Origin of the sequence: Pseudomonas sp. NPDC087185 (assembly GCF_044744955.1) — a bacterium.
Taxonomy (GTDB): Bacteria; Pseudomonadota; Gammaproteobacteria; order Pseudomonadales; family Pseudomonadaceae; genus Aquipseudomonas.
Genome location: NZ_JBIUZK010000002.1, coordinates 472,196 through 490,229 on the forward strand (window position 1 = coordinate 472,196; position 18,034 = coordinate 490,229).

At 61.8% G+C, this 18,034-nt stretch carries 30 protein-coding genes; 15 read left to right on the top strand and 15 right to left on the bottom strand.

The features are described 5' to 3' along the window. Nucleotides 1–23 precede the first annotated feature (23 nt). The 15 genes from ACIPIJ_RS07440 to ACIPIJ_RS07510 all read right to left on the bottom strand — a co-directional run bounded on the left by ACIPIJ_RS07440 (nucleotide 24) and on the right by ACIPIJ_RS07510 (nucleotide 8,625). Nucleotides 24–437, bottom strand: a complete 414-nt coding sequence (locus tag ACIPIJ_RS07440; protein ID WP_401074424.1) for a phage protein NinX family protein — start codon at nucleotides 435–437, stop codon at nucleotides 24–26. Beyond that, nucleotides 434–829 (bottom strand): hypothetical protein, encoded by a 396-nt coding sequence (locus ACIPIJ_RS07445; protein ID WP_401074427.1) that lies wholly within the window; start codon nucleotides 827–829, stop codon nucleotides 434–436. Before ACIPIJ_RS07445 ends, ACIPIJ_RS07440 begins: the two co-directional genes overlap by 4 nt. Further along, nucleotides 826–1,077, bottom strand: coding sequence for a hypothetical protein (locus ACIPIJ_RS07450; RefSeq protein WP_401074429.1), 252 nt, complete (start codon nucleotides 1,075–1,077; stop codon nucleotides 826–828). The genes ACIPIJ_RS07445 and ACIPIJ_RS07450 overlap by 4 nt, the downstream gene beginning before the upstream one ends. Then, nucleotides 1,074–1,367: a hypothetical protein gene (locus tag ACIPIJ_RS07455; RefSeq protein ID WP_401074432.1), complete on the bottom strand. Its 294-nt coding sequence runs from the start codon at nucleotides 1,365–1,367 to the stop codon at nucleotides 1,074–1,076. Before ACIPIJ_RS07455 ends, ACIPIJ_RS07450 begins: the two co-directional genes overlap by 4 nt. Further along, nucleotides 1,342–1,740: an HNH endonuclease gene (locus ACIPIJ_RS07460; RefSeq protein ID WP_401074435.1), complete on the bottom strand. Its 399-nt coding sequence runs from the start codon at nucleotides 1,738–1,740 to the stop codon at nucleotides 1,342–1,344. Before ACIPIJ_RS07460 ends, ACIPIJ_RS07455 begins: the two co-directional genes overlap by 26 nt. Before the next feature lie 80 nt (nucleotides 1,741–1,820). Next, nucleotides 1,821–2,495 carry a hypothetical protein gene (locus ACIPIJ_RS07465; RefSeq protein ID WP_401074438.1) on the bottom strand — a complete coding sequence of 225 codons (675 nt, stop codon included), beginning with the start codon at nucleotides 2,493–2,495 and terminating at the stop codon, nucleotides 1,821–1,823. Between the two features lie 9 nt (nucleotides 2,496–2,504). Next, nucleotides 2,505–4,427 (bottom strand): DNA cytosine methyltransferase, encoded by a 1,923-nt coding sequence (locus ACIPIJ_RS07470; protein WP_401074441.1) that lies wholly within the window; start codon nucleotides 4,425–4,427, stop codon nucleotides 2,505–2,507. 52 nt (nucleotides 4,428–4,479) lie between these two features. After that, nucleotides 4,480–5,103: a hypothetical protein gene (locus ACIPIJ_RS07475; protein WP_401074444.1), complete on the bottom strand. Its 624-nt coding sequence runs from the start codon at nucleotides 5,101–5,103 to the stop codon at nucleotides 4,480–4,482. 38 nt (nucleotides 5,104–5,141) lie between these two features. Beyond that, on the bottom strand, nucleotides 5,142–5,330 hold the full coding sequence (locus ACIPIJ_RS07480; RefSeq protein ID WP_401074446.1) for a hypothetical protein: 189 nt from the start codon (nucleotides 5,328–5,330) through the stop codon (nucleotides 5,142–5,144). A 93-nt stretch (nucleotides 5,331–5,423) separates the two neighbouring features. Then, nucleotides 5,424–5,882 (bottom strand): hypothetical protein, encoded by a 459-nt coding sequence (locus ACIPIJ_RS07485; RefSeq protein ID WP_401074449.1) that lies wholly within the window; start codon nucleotides 5,880–5,882, stop codon nucleotides 5,424–5,426. Further along, nucleotides 5,879–6,427, bottom strand: a complete 549-nt coding sequence (locus ACIPIJ_RS07490) for a hypothetical protein (RefSeq protein ID WP_401074452.1) — start codon at nucleotides 6,425–6,427, stop codon at nucleotides 5,879–5,881. Before ACIPIJ_RS07490 ends, ACIPIJ_RS07485 begins: the two co-directional genes overlap by 4 nt. Further along, the gene (locus ACIPIJ_RS07495; RefSeq protein WP_401074455.1) at nucleotides 6,424–6,693 is read right to left on the bottom strand and encodes a hypothetical protein; all 270 of its coding nucleotides are present in this window, start codon (nucleotides 6,691–6,693) and stop codon (nucleotides 6,424–6,426) included. The genes ACIPIJ_RS07490 and ACIPIJ_RS07495 overlap by 4 nt, the downstream gene beginning before the upstream one ends. An 18-nt stretch (nucleotides 6,694–6,711) precedes the next feature. Beyond that, nucleotides 6,712–7,095, bottom strand: coding sequence for a response regulator transcription factor (locus ACIPIJ_RS07500; RefSeq protein ID WP_401074458.1), 384 nt, complete (start codon nucleotides 7,093–7,095; stop codon nucleotides 6,712–6,714). A 235-nt stretch (nucleotides 7,096–7,330) separates the two neighbouring features. Further along, on the bottom strand, nucleotides 7,331–7,510 hold the full coding sequence (locus tag ACIPIJ_RS07505) for a hypothetical protein (protein WP_401074460.1): 180 nt from the start codon (nucleotides 7,508–7,510) through the stop codon (nucleotides 7,331–7,333). Between the two features lie 464 nt (nucleotides 7,511–7,974). Continuing rightward, nucleotides 7,975–8,625 carry a LexA family protein gene (locus ACIPIJ_RS07510; protein ID WP_401074462.1) on the bottom strand — a complete coding sequence of 217 codons (651 nt, stop codon included), beginning with the start codon at nucleotides 8,623–8,625 and terminating at the stop codon, nucleotides 7,975–7,977. Nucleotides 8,626–8,739: 114 nt separating this feature from the next. On the opposite strand from ACIPIJ_RS07510, the gene ACIPIJ_RS07515 reads away from it, so the two are divergent. The 15 genes from ACIPIJ_RS07515 (at nucleotide 8,740) to ACIPIJ_RS07585 (ending at nucleotide 18,034) form a co-directional block, all read left to right on the top strand. Next, the gene (locus tag ACIPIJ_RS07515) at nucleotides 8,740–8,922 is read left to right on the top strand and encodes a helix-turn-helix domain-containing protein (protein ID WP_401075720.1); all 183 of its coding nucleotides are present in this window, start codon (nucleotides 8,740–8,742) and stop codon (nucleotides 8,920–8,922) included. A 143-nt stretch (nucleotides 8,923–9,065) separates the two neighbouring features. Then, nucleotides 9,066–9,923: a replication protein gene (locus tag ACIPIJ_RS07520; RefSeq protein ID WP_401074464.1), complete on the top strand. Its 858-nt coding sequence runs from the start codon at nucleotides 9,066–9,068 to the stop codon at nucleotides 9,921–9,923. A 46-nt stretch (nucleotides 9,924–9,969) separates the two neighbouring features. Next, nucleotides 9,970–10,707: an ATP-binding protein gene (locus ACIPIJ_RS07525; protein ID WP_401074467.1), complete on the top strand. Its 738-nt coding sequence runs from the start codon at nucleotides 9,970–9,972 to the stop codon at nucleotides 10,705–10,707. Continuing rightward, nucleotides 10,707–11,006 carry a DUF1364 domain-containing protein gene (locus tag ACIPIJ_RS07530; RefSeq protein WP_401074473.1) on the top strand — a complete coding sequence of 100 codons (300 nt, stop codon included), beginning with the start codon at nucleotides 10,707–10,709 and terminating at the stop codon, nucleotides 11,004–11,006. Before ACIPIJ_RS07525 ends, ACIPIJ_RS07530 begins: the two co-directional genes overlap by 1 nt. Beyond that, nucleotides 11,003–11,431 (top strand): VRR-NUC domain-containing protein, encoded by a 429-nt coding sequence (locus ACIPIJ_RS07535; RefSeq protein WP_401074475.1) that lies wholly within the window; start codon nucleotides 11,003–11,005, stop codon nucleotides 11,429–11,431. Before ACIPIJ_RS07530 ends, ACIPIJ_RS07535 begins: the two co-directional genes overlap by 4 nt. Further along, a complete protein-coding gene (locus ACIPIJ_RS07540; RefSeq protein WP_401074478.1) occupies nucleotides 11,428–12,726 on the top strand; it encodes a tyrosine-type recombinase/integrase in 1,299 nt (432 codons plus the stop codon). The genes ACIPIJ_RS07535 and ACIPIJ_RS07540 overlap by 4 nt, the downstream gene beginning before the upstream one ends. Beyond that, entirely contained in the window at nucleotides 12,723–12,911 is a 189-nt protein-coding gene (locus ACIPIJ_RS07545; RefSeq protein WP_401074481.1) for a hypothetical protein, read from the top strand. Before ACIPIJ_RS07540 ends, ACIPIJ_RS07545 begins: the two co-directional genes overlap by 4 nt. Further along, nucleotides 12,908–13,225 carry a hypothetical protein gene (locus ACIPIJ_RS07550; protein WP_401074484.1) on the top strand — a complete coding sequence of 106 codons (318 nt, stop codon included), beginning with the start codon at nucleotides 12,908–12,910 and terminating at the stop codon, nucleotides 13,223–13,225. The genes ACIPIJ_RS07545 and ACIPIJ_RS07550 overlap by 4 nt, the downstream gene beginning before the upstream one ends. Nucleotides 13,226–13,236: 11 nt before the next feature. Next, on the top strand, nucleotides 13,237–13,923 hold the full coding sequence (locus ACIPIJ_RS07555) for a hypothetical protein (RefSeq protein ID WP_401074487.1): 687 nt from the start codon (nucleotides 13,237–13,239) through the stop codon (nucleotides 13,921–13,923). A gap of 165 nt (nucleotides 13,924–14,088) precedes the next feature. After that, nucleotides 14,089–14,574 (top strand): hypothetical protein, encoded by a 486-nt coding sequence (locus ACIPIJ_RS07560; protein ID WP_401074489.1) that lies wholly within the window; start codon nucleotides 14,089–14,091, stop codon nucleotides 14,572–14,574. Between the two features lie 61 nt (nucleotides 14,575–14,635). Then, complete coding sequence (locus tag ACIPIJ_RS07565; RefSeq protein ID WP_401074491.1) at nucleotides 14,636–15,007, top strand: chemotaxis protein; 372 nt, start codon at nucleotides 14,636–14,638, stop codon at nucleotides 15,005–15,007. Next, nucleotides 15,007–15,324 (top strand): hypothetical protein, encoded by a 318-nt coding sequence (locus tag ACIPIJ_RS07570; protein ID WP_401074494.1) that lies wholly within the window; start codon nucleotides 15,007–15,009, stop codon nucleotides 15,322–15,324. The genes ACIPIJ_RS07565 and ACIPIJ_RS07570 overlap by 1 nt, the downstream gene beginning before the upstream one ends. Next, the gene (locus ACIPIJ_RS07575) at nucleotides 15,324–15,662 is read left to right on the top strand and encodes an HNH endonuclease (protein WP_401074497.1); all 339 of its coding nucleotides are present in this window, start codon (nucleotides 15,324–15,326) and stop codon (nucleotides 15,660–15,662) included. Before ACIPIJ_RS07570 ends, ACIPIJ_RS07575 begins: the two co-directional genes overlap by 1 nt. A gap of 144 nt (nucleotides 15,663–15,806) precedes the next feature. Beyond that, complete coding sequence (locus ACIPIJ_RS07580) at nucleotides 15,807–16,349, top strand: terminase small subunit (protein ID WP_401074500.1); 543 nt, start codon at nucleotides 15,807–15,809, stop codon at nucleotides 16,347–16,349. Beyond that, complete coding sequence (locus tag ACIPIJ_RS07585; RefSeq protein WP_401074503.1) at nucleotides 16,349–18,034, top strand: terminase large subunit; 1,686 nt, start codon at nucleotides 16,349–16,351, stop codon at nucleotides 18,032–18,034. Before ACIPIJ_RS07580 ends, ACIPIJ_RS07585 begins: the two co-directional genes overlap by 1 nt.

Genomic DNA, 18,034 nt, shown 5'->3' on the forward strand with positions numbered 1-18,034 from the left:
GAGCAGTGGTGCTGAGATAGGGATCAAGAACATGGCATCAGCTCCTTCGGCACCTGGACGGTATTGCCGAGCTTGTAGTGAACGAAGCCACGGCAGAACGCAACAAGAGCGGTGGGGCCGTAGCACCAGACGCCGGCGCCGGCGGGGCCCCCGCTGTAGCAGGCGGAGGTGATGAACGACTGGTTGTGCTGGACGCTGCCGTGATGTTTGTCGATCAGCGGGCCGCCCTGGTCCCAGTTGGTGGATGGGCGGAACCCGAAGCCGTTGGCTGCCCCGTGAATGCTGACGCTGGTGAATGTCCCCTTGGGGCTGATCACAGTTACGCCTTCGCCCGTCAGCTGCTCGGGGTCACGCTTGTAGCCTTCGGCCATGGCCACCGCCCAGTCCAGCGGCGCGCCGATCAGGTTGGCTGCCCTCACTTCGATCAGGTCGGTCATGCGCAGAGCTCCTTCTGCCGCTCCACGTCGATCTGCGCGTAGAGAGCGTCCACTCTCTTCTGCTTTCGGTTGATCGCTTCAGAGCGGCTCAGGTGATCTCTCATGGCCTTGTCATACGGCTCGATTTTCTCGATCAGTCGAAGGCGCTCATTTGGATCTTTCGACGCATTGAACTGCTTGGCCAGCCGATCGCGCTCGCCGAAGTCCAAGTGGTCGAGGGCACGGTTCTCCTTTTCCATGTCAGCAATGACTTCCGCCGATTGCCGATTCCAGCGCAGGTACAGCACGTCGCTCTTTTTGGGCTTCATGAAGAAATGATGTGACCTGATCCATTCCACCAGGTCTTCCTTGGTCATTTCGTCAAGAATGTCTTTGCGGGCTGGCTTGCTCACAGCTGATACCTCTCATCAATCCAGCGCCTAGGCGCCAGTGCGGGTGTAGGTTCGGGTTGTGTTTCGTGCGGGGAGAGCTGGCGCTGGTTGCCGGCCTGCAACTGGCTGTCGGGGATGCAGCTGATGCCGACCTCGTTGAGCAGGTAGCAGGTGACGCCGCGCTGGCTGTCGTGCTGCACGTCGATGACGTTCTCGGTTGCGCTGGCGCCGGTGGCCAGCAGCAGGAGGCAGAGGGCGAGGCGGGTCATGGCTGCACCTCGGCGTTGTAGCGTTTGTAGTCCTCGCCGAACTCCCAGCAGTAGGTGGCCGGCCATGCACCACGGGTACCCTGCGGGACGATGTTGTACATGCAGTCGTAGGTGCCGTGACCCGGGGTGGTCTTGATCCAGACATGCTCAGGGCCACCCAAGCACCAGCTGGGGTGATCCGCAACAGCGGCCTTCATGAACTCTTCCAGGTTGTGGTGACCCTTGCTCATGCAGATATAGGTGTCTTCGCCAACGCTACGCACATCAAGCGGATAGGTTTTGGATGGCATCGCTCTGCACCTTTTCGAAGTGGAAGACGACCTCGGCGCCGGTCTCGGCGATCAAGCCGTAGGCCTTGGCCAGGCGGTAGATTGGGTGGTACTGGTTGAGGCTGTTGACGTGCCCGGCCAGCCAGCGCCGCCAGTCCTCTAGCTGCATGCGGTGCTTGCTCAGGTTGCACGGGATGCAGGCCGGCATCATGTTGGCCAGGTTGTGATTGCCTGGCCGCAGGGCTGGGACTGTCTTCGCTGCTTCGCCCCAGTTGCGGACGACAGGCTCGAAGTGGTCGGCGTGCCAGCGCTCGCCCAGGTCATTGCCGCAGTAAGCGCAACGGCCGCCATACTTCAGGCGGACCTGCTCGCGCTCAGCTTTCTTCAGGCGCACGGGTGCTCCTTGGCCGCCATATCGCGGCAGTGAATAGAGGGGAGAGGGGTTACAGGGTCAGGAGTACAAATGTGCTCCGGTCAGGATTTGGCGCCGGCCAGCTCGGTCTTGCCGCCGCAGACATCGCACGGGCGGTCCGTTGGCTGTTCCAGCTGGCAAGGTCGACAGTCCCAGATCGTCGGGCCCGGCTCTGCGCGGGCGTCGATACTGCGCGATTCGACCAGTTCTTCGCGCAGCGATGCGATCAAGCTCCTCTGCTGCTCTATGACGGCGCGCAGCCGCTCAACCTCGCCAGGATCGGCGTGGGTGTAGAGCGGGCCCTCGGGGATGGCGTCGACGATATCTTCCAGATGATCCCGGTAGCCGCGCAAACTCTGAATGCAGGTGCCATCGACATAGCCGAAGCCATAGCTGTTTTCGCTCGACGGCATCACGAACGCCGGGGCCACCGGCTCGCCCTGGTGCTGCTCGGATGCCTTGATGTTGGTGATCGGGCCGACAGCAATGGTGTGCAGTCCGGTCGCCGCCGCATCACGCTCCGCCTCTTCTTTGGTCCACCAGATGGCAGTACCAACCATCCACGCTATCGGCTCGGGGTTGGGCTGCGGGGCTGGCTGAGGCGCATTCTTCAGCAGTGCACTCCAGAGTGACCTTGCAAGGTCCGGGTGCATACACACGCCATTGAGCATTTCACGCGTCAGCACGCGCGGCACGCTGACCATCTCTGTGTTGCTGGATCGGTTTTCTGTGGGCATGGGGATACCTCAAGCGAGACGTTCAAGTTGTTGTTGGATTCGCTGGCCGATCCAGCGGACGACGAACACGGCCTTGCTGTTGCCGATAGCCTTGTAGCGCGGGCCGTCTGGGCATTCGGCGGCGGGCTTGCCGCGATAGGGGATGCGGGTGTGGTCGCCGGGAAAGCCCTGGAGCCATTCGCACTCGCGGGGGGTGAGGCGCCGTACCTGAGAGTTGGCCTGCACAGCCTGGACTTCAGCCCGAGCCTCCAGGGTGTAAGCGTGGTCGGCTTGAACGCCCACGCCATCTGGCCCGCAGGCAGGGTTCTGCCGTAGTGCACCTGCCTGAATCGCGTGAGCCACGATTGGCTGGCCTCGGCCGGTGCCGTCTTCGCTGGCGTCGAAGCCCTCGGCCTTCAGCGTGTGGGTAATCTCGCCAGTGATACACACCGCGACCTGGCCACCGGCGTTGGGATGGCTGGCGCTGTGGTTCATGGCTCGGAGGGTTGGAGCCAGCTCGCCGACGTCGGCGCCGTGATCCTTGCAGCTGAAGGCGATGCAAGGCTGGCCTTGCCCAGGCTTACCGCCGCCGGCGGAGAGAGTGCCAACCACTTGCCCGTCGCCTCCCTCAAGCCTCAACTCGGCCCTGCTGTTCTCGGCAAAGGCCAGGACGGCGTTTTCCTGGCCACTATTCCGGCCCAGGGTAAAGGCCTGGTCATCAAGGACGCATGGGTCTTGCGTGCCGTGCACCACGAGCATTCCGCTCTCGGCGTCCTGCTGAGTGGCGCTGCCGGCCGCCTTCCCGTTTGCCTGGAGGGTTCCGGTTACCAGATTGGTCGGCATGCAGTCATTGCCAGCCGGTATGCCGCCGTTCTTCGCGTAGTTCGCAGTGAGGGCGCTGGCGATTTGCAAGCCGCCATCAAGGTCGAAGTCGGTGCCGAGCCCGCCGCCAGCGCTGGCTCTAGAGCTCAAAGTGCCGGTCACATAGACGTCGGAGTCGAGCCGGTGAATGGCGTTGGGCTGCGCACGGAGCGATGGAGCTACGCAGTACGTCTCGCTCTCGATGTCCAGTCGCGTGTCCTTGGCAGTAAGGGTGGCGGCCTGGCTTACATCCCCCTGAAGGCTATGGCCGCCGTAAGCGGGCACGCCTGCCAGCACATCGACAGCTGGCCCTTCGTCACCCTCGCAGTTCGGGCAGCCGTAATGGCCCAGGTCTAAGCCGAAGATGTATCCGCATCCGCACTGCAGCGCAGGGCCGAATGGAGCTCGTCCGGCAAGGTCTTGCCCCTCGCCTCGGCGCGGCGGAGTATCCCGGCGCACGCCTTCGCGCTCAAAAAGTACTTCGAGGGGATCGAAGCCTGCTCGAGCACTTGCGACAACGAACACACGGCGGCGTCGTTGGGCCAGGCCGAAATATTGGGCATCCAGAACCCGCCATGCGACTGTTCGCGTGGGTCCATACACACAACCAGCGTCCTTCCATTTGCCCCCTGGCGGTTGGAGTTCTTCGGATTCGCCCACCAGGGCGCCGAGGAAGCAGCCAAACGCGTTGCCTTTGTCGGAGAGGACGCCTGGGACGTTTTCCCAGAGACAGGTAGCCTCGGGCTCGCCACGCTTTGTTCGAACATGGTCAATTGCATCGAGCAGCTCCACGTATTTGATGGTGAGGGCGCCGCGGGGGTCATTCAGGCCTTCGCGCATGCCGGCCACGCTGAATGCCTGACAGGGTGTGCCTCCGACCAGCACTTCGGGCGCCGGGATCTTGCCGGACAGCACCATGGCAGCCAGGCGGGTCATGTCGCCGTGGTTCGGCGTGTCCGGGTAATGGTGGGCCAGCACCGCGCTGGGGAATGGTTCGATCTCGGCGTACCAGGCGGCACGCCAGCCCAGCGGGTGCCAGGCTACGGTCGCAGCTTCAATGCCGCTGCAGACGCTTCCGTAGGTGATGGGCATCGGTGATCCTCGCCGGGGAGGCGTTATCGTTGAATAGGGGAAGGCGCTGGCGTTACGGGCGGTTGTCGTGATCGCAGTGTCGGCAGTCTTCATAGGATGGCGAAGGCACAAATCGACCGCAGTCTCCACAGTTCTGGGTGCTTGCCGGCGCCCGCCGCTTTGCCTTAGCCAGCACAATGCCGGTGCCCGTCAGGGCCTCTTTGATATCAACGTCCCGCTTGTGCACCAGGCGCCGGGCCTTGGCTTCGAGGTAAGCCACTGGCCAGATCACTGCCTCGTCTGGGGTGTTGCCGATCGCCTCGGCATCCTCAAGCGTGAGGTGGTGTGCTTTGTCGAATCGGAAGGTGTGGCCTATTGGCCATCTGGCCAGGGCAATGTCGTTACCGTTCCAGCGCCCCGGGATCTGCAGAACAACGGTGCATCCAGGGTTCAGCTGGTCGCGGGCTTCGCCCAGGCTGATGTATTGGTGGTCGACGCCGAGATGTGCGCGGGCATCGACGTAATCTTTTGGCCAGGGAATGTCTGTTTCCCGGTGGCCACAGGCCTGCTCTTGGGTGAACAGTTCGGCCTTGTCGAGGTTGGTGGTGTAGCCGCCGCCCAAGGCCCAGAACATGAGACCGTCACCGGTATTGCTGCGGCTGTCCTGTAGGTAGAACTGGGTCATGGCTTTCTCCATGCATGCGCCGCCCTCCGTGGCCGGATGCGGCATGGTGGTTACTTGAGGATTGCGCGGGCGCAGGCCTGGATTTCGATCCAGAGCGCCGAGGAAGGCCGTGCTTCGTATTTGACCAGGGCTTTGGCGATGCGGACGGCCAGCTCCTCCTTGCTACCTGCAGGTGCTGACGGGGATTGGTGGGCGACCTGAATCGGCAGGTCGAACTGGCCTGGAAGGTCGATTCTCATGCGGCGCGGCTCCTCGATCTTCTGTTATCCCGCTTGGTGGTAAGGTGATGTGCTGCTGGCGCCGGCCGTGCCGGACGCGGTTCATAACTCGCTTCATGCTGCTTTCTGTTGGTTCCAGACGCCAACAGCTGCGAAGACCTTGGCGGCCTGCGCTTCGTCCAGCGTGGTGTCGGCGGGGATGGCGATCCAACCTGATGCCACCAGGTGATTCTTGTTGGCCTGGGCTCGAAGGTCGCTGTAGGTGGACTCGATCACGTCGGTGAGGTGTGATGCCAGGTAGTTGCCCTGCGGAGCCACTTCGACGGATTTGCAGTACTGCTCGCCGTTCGGCTTCTGGCACATCACACTGAGGTAGATGGTCCAGCGGTGCGGGATGTCGCATACGGCGTCGACCACCTGACGGCTGCAGATGTTCTTGCAACTCTTCCAGCTGATCAGACCTTGCCGGCCGCTGGGGTCGATGTTGACCACGGCAACGTGATTCGTGGCGAGCAGGGCTCGGCATGAGCGCTCGATGCGCGCCCGCATGTTGTGAGGCTTGCGCTTGCTCATGCCTTCTCCTTGACCCGCATCTCTGCAGCGGTCGGGTAGTGAATGCCGAAGTCACGAGTGATGCGGGAGAACTGCGAGTCGGAGATGCCCATGTGGCGCCGGGCCTGGTTCATGCTGAGTCCGAGGTCACGGAAGGCGATGATCCGTTCTGCCAGCGCCTTGTCCTTCGTCGCATCGCTGAACTTCCTGCCCTTGTTGCCTCTACCCCGGTTCGGGTCGGGCCGGAAGCAGAAGCAGCCTTCAACGGCCGCCCGGTAGAGCGTGGTCTGGGCCAGGCCCGTGTGCGCCATCGCCTCGGCATACGTCATGGTCTTGGCGATCTTCCGGATCTCGGCCAGCTGCTGCTGCCGCTTCAGCACCTTGTTGTCGGCCGGTGGCGCGGAAGACGCGCGGATCACTTCAATGTCTCGATGCGGCCGGTGAGGCACGTACTCGAACCCGGGTAGGGCGTGCACCGTGCCGCCCTCAAGGAAGAAGGCGTCGATACTCGCATTGAGCTGGGCCAGCACTGCTGCGCGCTGGTCGGGAATTGGCGCGCCGATCATTGCAGGCCTCCCCGCTTTGTCGCTGCGCCTGCCTCCATCGCATCCACAAACCGCATGGCTGCCTGGTAGGTGAATGCAAAGCCCTGAACAGCGCCGGTGGCGATCTCCACCACATTCCAGGTGCCGCCCTTGTTGGACGCCTGGAAGCGCGGGGCGGGTTGCCCGACCCTGGCGTGGGCCTCGGCCCTCACTGACTTACTGCGCTCGAGCAAGGCCGCGAGCACGGCAAGCTTCTGCTCGAAAGCAGGGTGCATTGCTGTGTGCATGGTGAATCCTCGGATTGGTCAGGCGTGAAGTTCCAGGGCCTCGGCCCGGCGAACGATTCGAACTTGTGCGGTGCGCCGCTCGGGCGCCCGGCGATCTCGGCGCATTGGGTCGCTGTCGTTGATCAACGCATGCGATGCGATCAGGGCGGCGAGGGCGATGCAGAGCGGGCTGATGATTTGTTGGCGCATGGCCTTGGTGACCGCCTCGATGCGGCGGCCGGCCTCCAGCTTGAAGAGCGCGGCTTCGATGCGGTTGGCCACGGTGCCCGGGCTTACCGCCATCTCGCGGGCTATTTCTTTTGTGGTGAGGCCCTGGGCCACCCACAGCAGTGCTTCGAGCTCACGGGGAGCCAGCGCCTTGCCGAGCTGGCCAATCCATGAGCCGCAAGTGATCGTTTCCATGAAGTGTCCTCGGTGGGCTGCATTGGTGTGTGATCTGTCCGGCTCGGCGCCGGTGGTCATTCTTTCGACTCAGCGTTACCTGGCCGCCGCTGGTGCTACCCCGGCCTACGCCAGACGGGCTGACCACTTCCAGATGTGCTCATGCCTGCGCTTCCAGATCACACACCGATGCAGCCTGGTGATGGGGAACCAGGTAGATCGGGCAGTTAACGTCAGGCTGACGTGGCGCTGGTTGTTACTCGCGAGTGCTGAGCTCGGCCAAGATCGCGGCCTGCGCGGTGGGAGCGTTCCAAAGCTCAGCGGCGAACTCCAAGTCATGGAGTTCGAAGGTGGTCCAATTTTCCAGGGAGTACATGTCGCCGCGCTCGATTGCGTTGATCATGCGGCGCTGAAACTTGAGCTTGACTGGGTCCATCGTCTTGCCCTCCCGGGCGGTTGATTTCCCGTCTGGCCCTGTCGCCAAGGCCAGCCAGTGAAATCTGTTGTCCGCACCATGCGCATCGCCGCGGCTATTCCCACCTGGCCGGGTCACACATTTCGTGTTCGGTGTTCTTCCCGGCTGGCTTGCATGGTTTGGCGTCCCTCAATGCCTGAGGTCCGGCAGCTATCCAGAGGCTGCATGGTCGACGACTTAGCTTGTCCCGACCCAGGTGATGGCCTGGGTGCGTCGAGGTGGTCACGTCTGGTTGTGTAAAGAGCGAGGCTGCCCTTGGCTGCCACCCAATTCGCTTTGGGTGAACAAAAAATACGATAGCGAATTAAGATTGGCAATGTTTTTTAATGCGAAAGCGCATAAATTTTTCGAAAGGCAAAAAAAAGACCTGCATTTGCAGGTCTTCTGGCAGGATCGCCCTCGTCGACGGAGGCTGGCTGGGTCGTCTAAAGGAAAGACGCCGGGTACTTCACGTCCACCACGCGACCAATGATCTGAACGTCATCGTCAATGACAATCATTTTGTAATCCGAGTTGAGTGGCTTGAGATAAGAGATCCCAGAGTCTCGCACATACTGCTTGAGAGTTGTCTCGCCTGTGGTGCCCAGTAGGGCGATATAGAATTTTCCATTCACCAGGTCGAACCCTTCAGGCTGCACAAGCACTCGCATTCCCGGCGTGAATCCATTTCCTCGGTCCGGCGTCATTGAGTCGCCTTGAACCTCGAGCCAATACCCATGTTCTCCAGCGTGAACGTCTGACGCGATCATTTCAGCGGAGGAGTTGAAGTGAGACGAGTCGCACGACTCGGCCCACGATCCAGCAGCAATCCAAGAGATCAACGGGTACTCCTTCGCTTCCCTGGTAGGCGAACTTACTGCTGCTACGTTGCCATGACTGGAGCCAAAAAGCAGCCATTCCGGCGTAACCGACAACGCCCTGGCCAGCTTTTCGATGGTCGGCTTCCTCGGAGTCTTGCTGTCTCCGTGGAGGATTCTATGGATTGTCGGCTGAGGGACGCCCGCTCGCCGCCCGAGCTCATTCTCGGAGAGATCCTTCTCGTTCATTTTGGTGCGCAGGCGCAGCGCAATCGTCATAGCTTCGACCCGGCGTATTAGAGGAGGGCGAAGTGTATTGCCTGTGCTAATTCGGTAGCGTATTCTCATGGCTAATTACAAACCGCATTGGTAGATGAGATGACTATCGCGCAAATGCTTTCCGACCTGACGAGCAAGGGATGGAGCCAAGCAAAGATCGCCGAGCGTTGCGGGACGACCCAGACAACGATCTTCCGAGCAACCAAGGGATCCGACCCTCGCTACGAGGTTGGGAAGGCAATCGAGGCTCTTCACCGGGAGATTAGTGGAGAGGTCGAGCATCAGCTCGCCTCATAGCTCCCGGGATCCATTTTCCGACTTGTGGCTTTGCGCCACTAGATGGGCAAAACACCTGCGAATCCATCCAGTACCGGAATCGCAGTCGAAAAAAAACCGCCTGGCAGGGCGGCTTTCTCTACAGCATTAGAACGGGTTTAAGCATGACAAACATCGTCCCACTTGACAAGTCCAGGGGGTTCACCCGGATGGACAACCAGCTCATGGATGGCCTGCTGGCTATCGATCTCCCGGCCCGGGAGATGAAGATTGTGCTGTACGTGGCCAAGGTCACCATCAACTTCGGTGCGGGCGCCCAGCGCATCCCGGCTACCGACATCGCAAAGGCCATCAACGCTCACCCCGATTCCGTCTCGAAGGCCGTCTCCAGCCTGCTGCGCCGCCGCGTGTTGTTCCGTGAGGGTGGTGCTCGCGGTGACATCGGCGTGAACGACCCTAAAGACTGGGTCTATGTCACTGATCCGAAACAGACCAAAACAGCCGACTCGGCTGAAGTGGTCCGAATCGGCTCAGAGTCGAAACAGACCAAAACCGCCGACTCCCTTCTTTATTCTAAGAAAGAAACCCCCTATGTAAATCTTCCTTCGGAAGATGTTACATGCCCCCCCAGTGAGCCGGAGCCGATTCGGGCGAAGGAAGATCGCAAGGCGCCATTCGGGAAGGTCGCCATGCTGGCGGACAACCCGCACGGCCTCGATGAATCCCTGATCGCTGATTACCTGGCGGTTCGGAAGTCGAAGGGCGCCCAGATGAGCGAACGGGTCTGGGCCCGTCTGAACGAGAAGCTCCGCCAGTGTCTGGCTTTGGGTATTCAGCCAGCCCAGGTGATGGAAATCGTAATCGACAGCGGGTGGCGAAGCTTCGAAGTTGAGTGGATCACCAAGCGATTCCTCGCCAAATCGCCCGCCCAGGGCAAGCCAAACAGCCGTCATCACGGCTTCAACGACCGCGACTACCACGATGGCCTCATTCCACGGGAGGATGGCTCCTATGCGTTCTGAAAAAGTGGTCCACCTGTCCAGCATTGCCGGTCCGCAGGTGACCTCCATGGCGATATGCGAAGAGCATGGCCCGTATGAGGCGACCACCCACCAGGTGCTCAGCCACACCTTCCGCTCGCCTTGCCCGGGCTGCAAGGCGGCGCAGGTCGCCAAAACCCAGGCCGAAGACACCAAGCGTCAGCGCGTAGATCTGGCGTACAAGCTCGGAGACTCGCTGATCCCAAAGCGGTTCAAGGACAAGACGTTCGACAGCTATGCGGCGACCTGCGAAGGCCAGCACAAGGCCAAGGCGCGCTGCGAGCGTTACGCCGCCGAGTTCGATGCCAATCTGGCCGCCGGGCGCTGCCTGATCCTGGTAGGAAACCCCGGCACCGGAAAAACCCACCTGGGGGTGTCGATCGCCCAGGCCGTCATGGCCAGCACCACGCATACGGCAGCCTATCGGACCCTCGGTGGAATCCTGCAGGCCATCCGCGCCACATTCGATGGCAGTTCCGGCCAGACCGAGGGAAGCATCCTCGACGCGTTGATTCGGCCGTCGCTGTTGGTACTGGATGAGGTCGGCGCGAGCAAGGAGGCGCCGAGCGATTTTGAGCTGAGCCGCCTGTTCTCAATCATCAACGGCCGTTACGAGCGGATGCTGCCGACCATCGTGATTTCCAACCTTGGCGCGAAGGAGTTGCCAGCGGCTATGGGCGAGCGTTCGGCGGACCGCTTGCGGGAGGGTGGGGGCATCGTCCTGCCGTTCGATTGGTCCTCGCACCGTGGCCGGGAGGGTAGCTGATGCGCCAGAGCAAACTGACCAAGGCCGCGCGCGGCCGAGAGTGCCAGGTGCGCATCCCGGGCGTCTGCAACGGCAACCCGGAAACCACCGTTCTGGCGCACTACCGCATGGCAGGCACTTGCGGCGTTGGCATCAAGCCAAACGACCTGCAGGGCGCCTGGGCCTGCAGTGCATGCCATGACGCTGTCGATTCGCGCAGCAGAACAGCGTTCAGTTACGACGAGCTGCGGTTCATGCACCTTGAAGGCGTAGTGCGCACCCAGGCGCAGCTGATCAACGAGGGGGTGCTGGTCGCATGAGTGGTCTCGCCCTTCGCCCGTTCAAGGCCAAGCCGGCCCGCGCCAAGCCCATCGATCGGGAAGGGCAGGAGCAGGCCGCGCTGATGCAGGAGCTGCAGCTCCGCTACCCGCAAGCCTACAAACTGATCTACCACGTCCCGAACGGCGGGCACCGGGTCAAGGCTGTGGCCGCCAAGCTGAAGGGGCAGGGCGTGAAGGCCGGTGTGCCCGACCTGGTGCTGCCGATGGCGCGCGGCGGCTACTTCGGCCTGTATATCGAGTTCAAGGCCATGCCACCGTTCGATGCGCCGGTGTCTCCCAGTCAGGATGCTTACCTGCAGGCGCTCGGCGATCAGGGCTATCTGGCGATCGTGTGCCGGGGCAACATCGACGCCGTTGAAGCCATCCGCGCCTACCTGCTGCTGCCTGCGACGGTGGCCGCATGAGCGCGACCCGTGAGGTGAAGCTGAGCGAGGCCGAAGTGCGCCGGCAGGCCGCCGACAAGTCGGTGCGCGACCTGCGCGACCCACGCCACCCAGGCCTCTACCTGCGCTTCTGGAGTAACCGCGAGCGTGGCAGCTGGCATCTGGTGCGCGGCAAGAAGTGGGTACCGGTTGCCCGCTGGCCCGACCTGAGCGTATCGGCGGTACTGGCCGAGCTGCCCGCGCTGCGTCAACGCCTGCTGCGCTCCCCGGCCACGGCGCCGGTGGTCTCGGGCATGGTCACCGTGGGGCAACTGCTCGACTGGTACGGCGACCGCATGGCCCGTGACCGCTCGCTGTCGGCGAAACGCAAGGCCGGCGCCCGTTCTGCCATTGCCCAGCACCTGAAGCCGCGCCTGGATGACCTGGCCGTGGCTGACGTGAATGCTGATGCCCTGGACAAGCAGCTGATGTGGCCGTGCCAGGCTGAGGTGTCGCTGTCCTACCTGCGGCAGATGTTCGCGCTGCTGCTGACCGCTTTCCGCCAGGCTCTGCAGCTTGGCCTGATCGACCGCAACCCGATGGCCGGGATGCGCTTCAACGACTTCACCAAGGCCAAGATACTGCCCAAGGCGGCCCGCCTGCGTGACGTGCAGCTGCCGGAGCTGATGCAGCAGCTGGCCCAGGCCTTCGAAGCGGCACCGGGTGATGCCATGTTGGCCCTGATGATGCTGGCCCACGGCACCCGTATCGGCGAGACCCGCATGGCGCGCTGGAGCGAGATCTCCCTGGCGGCGGCCGAGTGGTTCATTCCCGCGGCGAACACCAAGACCCGCACCGAGCACCGTCTGCCACTGACCGCCCAGATCAAGGCGCTGCTGATCCGGTACCGGGCCATCCAGCAGGCCGGAGGCTACGAGGGCGTGTACCTGTTCCCGAACCGTCGCGGCCTGTCGTTGAGCGAGACCCAGGCCAGCGCCGTGTTCACCCGCCTGGGGCAGGGCGAATGGACCAGCCACGACCTGCGCAAGGTGTCCCGCAGCACCTGGACCGACCTTGGCATCGACGGCCACATCGGCGAGATGCTCCTGAACCACACGCTGGGCAAGATCGCCAGCACTTACATCCACACCCAGGCCATGCAGCAGCGTCGCGCAGCACTGGAGAAGTGGCACGCCTGGCTTGATCAGGTTGGCTTCGCAGCCATCCACCGCCTTACCAACGCCTTATCCGAAATTTCGCAGAACTCGCCAGAGGCCACAGCAGCCGTGGCGCCGAGCGACCTTACCGCATTTGTAATTAGCGAGGATTCGAAATGACCACAGACCTATTCGCTCCGAGTATCAGCTTCTGCCAGCACGCCACCATCATCCTAGCGTTGTTCGTTGCCTGGCTCATGGGGTTCACAGGCTGGAGCCCGCTGGTGTTCATCTTGATCGTGGCCGCTGGAGGGGCACTGGAGGGCGCTGTTCTGGCACTGCGCAAGACGGGTTACCGAGGATGAGAAAGAGCCACGGCCCGGCCTTCAAGAAGGCTGTGATCGAGCTGGCTCAATGCCCTTTGTGCCGTGGGAGAGCGGTCACTCAGGGCGTGTTTCACGAACTGCCATGCGACCACTGCAACGCCTCGGGCTGGGTAGCGGCTGCAACTGGCGAGGCCCTGGCCCTGGATGAACTGGTGACCCAGCTCAGCATGAGGCTACGGGCAGCGCTCTGGCAGATCGAGCAGTTGAAGAACCCTCAGGCATCCGGGCCTGAGGCGACATATCAGGGAAGCAACCGGCGCGGCGCCGGCGGCACCAACTACACCGGTGATTGAGGGGGAAGGACATGATCTACAACAGCGTATCGGGTGCAGTAGTTGCCGCTCTGGCGGCAGGAGAGAAAGGCGCTGCGAAAGGCCAGGCATGGCAGAAGCTCTACAAGTCGGCGGAAGAGGAAGGCGGCTGCCTGGCTTCGCTGGGAGGCCATTCAGGCGGCTTTGATCGGGCTCAGGTTGATTATTGGCTGGCTGCGCGCCTCCACCACCTGCTCATTCCGCGCCACTGGAACGCACTTAATGCGAAGTACGCCACCAACAAGGCAAAGCGGCTGCAGGGGATCACGGCCATCGCGCCGCTGATTGCCAGTCCGGCGCCTCAGCTGTTCATCTACAAGGCCGTTACCACCTGGGCCATCCCGAAGCTCAAAGGGGCGCGGCGGAGAGGGCCTCGCTCAGTTGCGGTTGATATCCCGCTTGATGCTCCTGAATGGCGCCGCGAGAACCTGGTCAACGCTGCCTTGGCCGCTGGCCAGGCTGAGCGCAAAAAGGCAGAGGCTCTGGCAGAAGATCTGATCATTCTTCCGGACAGCTTCTACGACATGAACACCTGGGATCTGGACGCTACATCGGAGCCGACGCGCTACCGCTGGCGTTCCGGGATCAAGGAGAAGCTGGACGGCATGATCAACGACTCCTTGAGAGAGGTCCGGGCGATTCTTGAGGCTGAAGGGCTGCTGATCAAAGACGCTGCCTAATTGCCTCTTGACATCAGTGATAGAGTGAGAGAAATTAACGCCATCCTGTCATTCCTGCGCACGTTGAGGACTGACCCCCGAAAGCCCGGCCGTAGTGTCGGGCTTTTTTGTGGCCCTAAGCCAGCATTTATGTCATGTTGCCAGCTCGTTAATAAGGAGTTGGTTATGTCCATTTATTCAGACCTCCAGAGGCGATACGTTAGCCGGGAGACTGCAATTCAGGCTCAGCTTCATCTTCTTTCTAAATCTGCCGGGGATATAGCTTCCGGCTTCGGGAAATATCTCGGGCTTCCCGGCGATCGGTGGCATCACCTGGACGGCAAAGCCGGTGAGCGTTACGTTCGGCTCGGTCAGGGTTCGGCCTCTGCTTTCCAAGAAAAGCGTTGGATAGAGCTGAGTAGCCTCAACGGTAAAGTAGACTTCTCGATCGCTCTCACACTGGTCTCTGAGGACAGGGAGAGCCGCGCGTGCTACGTCTTCGATATGAGTGTCCGGTTCTGCGATGCCGGATACCTGTTTGAGATTAATGGTCAAAGCGTTGTGCTCAGCGTCGAAGATGTAAAAGCAGGTAGTTTCGAACCAGTGTACAACCAGCTTGTGCAGATACTGATTTCCCGGTTGGACGATTCGGACATCCTAATAAAAAACTGATTGACCCCTAACCCATGAGCCCAGCCAAACAGCTGGGCTTTTTCATTTTTGGAGATTATGGATGGATCCGACCGACCTCGGCCCAGGCACAGCCACCTGGCTGGGCGGCACGGGCACAGTATTGCTGGGCGGTTTCTTGTGGTTGAGGAAGTTCCTCTCGAAGGATGCCACCGACCGAGCCATGGACAACGCCGATATCGGCACGGTCCGGCGCTTGAACGAATTGCTCGACTCCGAGCGTGAAGCCCGCAAGCTGGCAGAAGCTCGCGCTGATCAATTCGCCAAGGAGCGAAACGATCTGGCGATCTCGGTCGGCCGGCTTGAAGGCAACATCCTCGCGCTGACTCGACAGGTCGAGCAGCTGACCGACAAGGTCACCACGCAGAGTGAGGAGATTTCCCGTCTCCGCGCGCAGCTTGGAGGTGCCAAGTGATGGACAAATGCGCTTTGGAATTCATAGCCCGACGTTGGTGGCGACGGGCTGAGGTCTGGGTGATTGCTGTGCTGCTGATAGCAGGTGGTGCAGTCCTGGGTTGGCAATCGGCTTACTGGTCGATGGCCAGCACCCAGGCAGGCCAGGTAGCAGAGATACGCAAGGCGTATGACGCGGCGATGGCCGAGCGAGACCAGCGCCTCGATGAACTTACACGCCGCACTGACAGCGCTGCTGCCAAGGCGTCGAAGGCAGCAACCACCGCTACCCAAGCGGCCGACAAGGCCGACGAAGCGCTCAACCGGGTAACGCAGTGATGGCTAGGCTCAAGACGCTGGGCTCACGCATCAAGGAAAGTGCAGGTTCACGGGTCAAGACGGTCACGCCGGGCAGCTGGCGGAGCGGAATGACCAGCTCCCAGCGAGGCTACGACTACAAGTGGCAGAAGGCTCGCGAGCAGTACCTGCGGGACAACCCGCTCTGCGCGTACTGCGCCAGGGTAGGTAGAACCGCAGCAGCCAGTGTCGTCGACCACATCGTCGCGCATCGAGGCGACAAGGATCTCTTCTGGGATCAGTCCAACTGGCAGCCGCTCTGCAAGCCTTGCCACGACTCGGTCAAACAGGCCGAGGAGGCTGCTGGCCTGGCTGGCTGACGCCGTAGATCGGCGGCGGATGGCTTCGAGGCATGCCAGTGACGTGCCGCTAGGTGGGGGGAGGGTAAAATATGGCGATTCTCACGTAGCTAGACCGCCTCCGACCCCACGCACAGATTTTTTCCCCCACAGGATTTTTGTTAAATGGCTTTAACACCCAAGAAGCGCGCATTTATCGCTGCGCTGAGGGGAGGTGCGTCCAATCGAGACGCAGCCATTGCGGCGGGATGCCCAGCAAAATCAGCATCTGCAGCCGGATCACGGCTGGCCAAGGATCCCGATGTTGCCGCCGAGCTGAAGAAGCTTCGAGCGCTCGGCCTGATGCCTGGTGATGTTAAAGCTGATGTTAAAGACGATGTTAAAGGCGGCGCTTGCGAGCAGCCCGCGAGCACATCGCCGACTGAGCCCGCAGCAGCTGCCCACAGCCTTGAAGGTGAGTGGGAGCCGGCCGGTTTCGACCTCTCCCAGGCGCTGTCCCACAAAGATCCCAAAGACTTCCTGCTCGCGGTCATGAATGACCTGGGCACCGAGGCCAAGCTGCGCGTTGATGCAGCCAAGGCCCTGATGCCCTTCGTGCATGCCCGTAGAGGGGAGAGCGGCAAGAAGGAGCAAGCAAAAGACAAAGCTGCCGAGGCAGCTGCTGGTAAATTCGGCGCCCGTCGCGGCCCGCTGCGATCGGTGAAGTGATGGACTGGACTACTGCATGCCCTGACTGGGAAAAGCGCATCGTTGCGCGCCAGAGCCTGATCCCGTTCGACCCGCTGTTCCCGAGCGAGGCTGAGGAAGCTCTGGAGGTGTTCGGCGCCCTGCGAATGGTCGATGCCACCGGCAGCCCGCTGATGTGCGAGACCGTTCGCGACTGGGTGAATCAATTCGTGGCCGCAATCTTCGGCGCATACGACCCGGACGAGGGCCGGCGCCTAGTCAGCGAGTTCATGCTGCTGATCAGCAAGAAGAACGGCAAATCGACGATCGCTGCCGGCATCATGCTGACGGCTCTGATCCTCAACTGGCGACCATCGGGCGAGTTCATCATCCTGGCTCCCACCAAGGAGATTGCCGACAACTCCTACATCCCGATCCGCGACATGGTGCGGGCCGATGAGGAATTATCGGCGCTGCTCAAAGTTCAAGACCACATTCGGACGGTGACCCATCACCAGACCAATGCGACCTTGAAGGTGGTGGCAGCCGACAGCGAGACCGTGTCTGGCAAAAAGGCAATCGGTGTGTTCATCGACGAACTCTGGGTGTTCGGCAAGCGGAACAATGCTGAGGCCATGCTTCGCGAAGCAACTGGCGGCCTGGCGTCACGCCCCGAGGGCTTCATCATCTGGGCAACCACCCAATCCGATGCGCCGCCGGCCGGCGTGTTCCGGCAGAAACTCATGTACGCCCGAAAGGTGCGCGACGGCGAGATCGTCGACAAGTCGTTCTTGCCGGTGCTGTACGAGTTTCCGAAAGCGATGCTCGACGCTGGAGCGCATCGAGACTTTTCCAACGCTTACATCACCAACCCCAATCTGGGCCTGTCGGTTGATGAGCCATTCATTGAGCGTGGCTATGCCCAGGCGCAGATGGATGGCGAAGAGTCGTTCCGCGGCTTCCTAGCCAAACACCTCAACGTCGAGATCGGCTTGGCGCTGCTCTCGGATCGTTGGGCCGGCGCCGACTACTGGGAGCGGCAGGCGTCGGATGACTGCCGGACGCTGGAGGACCTGATCGAGCGGTGCGAGGTGATCGACATCGGCATAGACGGGGGTGGCCTTGATGATTTGCTGGGCTTTGCCGCAGTGGGGCGGGAGCGCGATAGCCGCCGGTGGCTTACCTGGACGCATGCCTGGGCTCACCCCTCGGTGCTGGAGAGGCGCAAGGCCGAGGCGCCCCGCATCCGTGACTTCGCCAACGATGGGCACCTGACGCTGGTTGAGCGCATCGGCGACGACGTGGACCAAATCGCCGAGCTTGTCGCCCAGGTGGAGGAGGCCGGCCTACTTGATCAGGTAGGGCTCGACCCGGTGGGAATTGGCGCGATCCTCGATGCCCTGGAGGCTCGGGGCATCCCTCGCGAGAAGATCGGTGGAGTGAAACAGGGTTACACGCTCGGCGGAGCAATCAAGACCGCTGAGCGCAAGCTGGCAGAAGGCGGTATGTGGCATGGCGGTCAACCGCTGATGGCCTGGTGCTGCGGGAACGCCCGCGTCGAGCCCAGAGGCAACGCAATCCTCATCACAAAGCAGGCCAGCGGATCGGCAAAGATCGACCCCCTAATGGCTCTGTTCAATGCCGTGACGCTCATCGCTCTGAACCCAGAGGCGCAGGGCGGGATGGCTGACTACCTCGAAAACGGATTCTTTGAACTCATAGGCTGA